Source organism: Thiocystis violacea (assembly GCF_016583575.1).
Taxonomy (GTDB): domain Bacteria; phylum Pseudomonadota; class Gammaproteobacteria; order Chromatiales; family Chromatiaceae; genus Thiocystis; species Thiocystis violacea.
The window spans coordinates 1-2,408 of the sequence record NZ_NRRG01000122.1; the positions used below are offsets into that span (position 1 = coordinate 1).

General features: G+C 61.0%; 2 protein-coding genes and 1 pseudogene. All 3 read left to right on the forward strand.

Going from position 1 to position 2,408, the window contains the following annotated elements; all coding sequences use genetic code 11:
* Positions 1-150: 150 nt before the first annotated feature.
* A pseudogene (locus CKO27_RS23620) lies at positions 151-336 on the forward strand (transposase); the annotation flags it as partial.
* A gap of 507 nt (positions 337-843) precedes the next feature.
* Positions 844-972: a hypothetical protein gene (locus CKO27_RS25100; protein ID WP_276570206.1), complete on the forward strand. Its 129-nt coding sequence runs from the start codon at positions 844-846 to the stop codon at positions 970-972.
* Positions 973-1,307: 335 nt separating this feature from the next.
* A partial coding sequence (locus tag CKO27_RS23625; RefSeq protein WP_476718512.1) for an IS4 family transposase occupies positions 1,308-2,408 on the forward strand: 1,101 nt, incomplete at its 3' end.

Below are 2,408 nucleotides of genomic sequence, written 5' to 3' on the forward strand. Positions count from 1 at the left end.
GTCGTTGCCGCTGCGCGGCGCGCTGACGAGGATGCATGGGGGCTGGCTCCACGGGTGGGCAGTTGGGTTTGGCCACTCTCAGCCTACCACCACCGCCAGCCTTTCTCATGCGTTTCAGCAGGTTGGGCTTATCTTAGTGCCATTCGGGTTAAAGGTTTCCATGTTTTACCCCGCCGTTGGGTCGTTGAGCGAACATTTGCATGGCTTGGCCGATCACGTCGGCTGAGTAGAGATTATGAACGCAAGCCTACGTCGAGTGAGGCACAAGTTTATCTCGCCTCAGGCCGCTTACTTCTTCGTCAAATAGGCCATAATCAGATACAATATGAATTGTAAGTTAATTGATTTCTATTAACGGTTAATTGGATCGACTATAGCGATGTGTTCCTATACAGCCTCTTAAACCGTGACAGTGATTAAAAATCTATTGCCAGCTTGTCGTTGAGTTTGGTTCTCGCCATGCTGGGCTGGCTCATGCGGATCCAGCCGTCGATTCAATTGTCGCGCGCGTCTACGACGGCTGCGATCAACAAAACGCCTGCTGGCGTTCCCGTTCCGATACGCCCGGTGGAGATGGCCGCCTGAAGATCGATCGTCAGGATCGTGTGGAAACCGCCACTGGTCCCAGGCTCTATCTGTTACTGACTACAACAGCGAGGACAAATCGGAAGACATGCACCCCAGCACAGTGATGATCGGCGCCCTAGTGCTGGTGCTCGGGCCGGACGAAGCGAGCATTCTAGCTGGCGATCCGAGCATGCCAATGGGGTCATTTGGAGTTCCTCCTACCCTGAAACCAAGCTGGAAATCGACATCATTCAGCTTGACACGCAGGTGTTGCCGTTGCGCCTGACGCTGACCGGTCAGATCGAAGGCAAGCCCATCGCGGTCAATACCTGGGCTTTTCCATTCAAGGCGGAATCCTGGACTTATGTCGAGCCGAGCGATTGGAAACTCGCCGCTTATTGGTGAACCCTGGCAAACAGGTTCGCCATGTTCGGCGGCATGATGACCGAAAACTAATTCCTCAACGATGCTGCGCTTTGCTTGGTGCCGGGCTGATATTCAGCAGCGGGCGGGCGATCAGGCGACGTGAGGTGGGCGCCGAGGGACGCCATGAAGAGGCTTCGGCGGTGGCGCTTGGTTGGCTGTGGCTCGTCTTGGGCACGCTGTTCGTGCTCGGGGTGGTATTCGAGTCACGGCCCTGCGGGCACTGTTTCGGCTCTTCCTGAAAGCCCCGAGTTAACCCATCCCATTACACACAACTCCCCGTGTGCGGGTAACATCGGTTTTGAGCCTTCACGTTCATTGGGGATCGCATGGGCTGGGCAGAAGAAGAATTTCGCGGGATTGATCTGGGCGACGCCCGTCGCGACCGACGGGCGGTGCCGTTGGTGGAGCGTTTGGCCGAGCGACCCATGGCGAGCCTTCCGAGCGCTTGCAACGGCTGGGCGGAGACCCAGGCGGCGTATCGCTTTCTGGCGCAGGAGACGTTCGACTGGATGGACATCCTGGAGCCACATCGCCAGTGCACGCGCGAGCGCCTGGCGACCCAGCCGGTGGTGCTGTGCGTGCAGGACACGACCGAACTGAACTTCAACGGACAGACCATTGACGGGCTGGGTCCGCTGAGTTTCGAGGCCCAGCGCGGGATGTATTTGCATCCCACGTATGCCATCACCCCCGCGCGCGAACCGCTGGGCGTGCTGGATGCCTGGATGTGGGCGCGGGAGCCGAAAGCCCCCGACGGCACCCGTCCGGGAATGAAGGAGAGCGTGCGTTGGGGCGAAGGGTACGCGCGCGTGGCCGATCTGGCGGCCGAGCGGCCGCAGACGCGCTTGGTTTATGTCGCTGATCGCGAAGCCGACCTGCTGGACCTGATGGTGCGCGCCCGCGACCTGGGCCACCCCGCCGACTGGCGGCTGCGCGCCAAGCACAACCGCGCCTTGCCCGACGGTGATCGGCTGTGGGACCGGGTTCTCGCGAGCGACCCGCTCGGGGAGATCCGCTTCGTCCTGCCGGCGGGGCGCGGGCGGGTGGCGCGCGAGGTCCATCAACAGCTCTACGCGCAACGGGTCACCCTCTCGGATGGACGCTGCGGCACCTTGGATGCGACCTGTTTGATCGCCCGCGAAATCAACGCCCCGGCGGTTGTGAAACCCATCGAATGGCGCCTCCTGACCAATCGCGAGGCCACCACCCTGGAGGCGGTGGTCGAGTTGATCGAGTGGTACCGGGCGCGCTGGGAAATTGAAAGGCTCTTTTTGGTCCTCAAGGAAGCCTGCCGCGTCGAGGCCCTGCCATTGGGCACCATGGCCCGTCTTGAACGCGCCCTGGCGTTGTTCCTGGTGGTGAGCTGGCGGATGGCCCGCTTGATGCGCCTGGGGCGCACCCTGCCGGATTTGGAC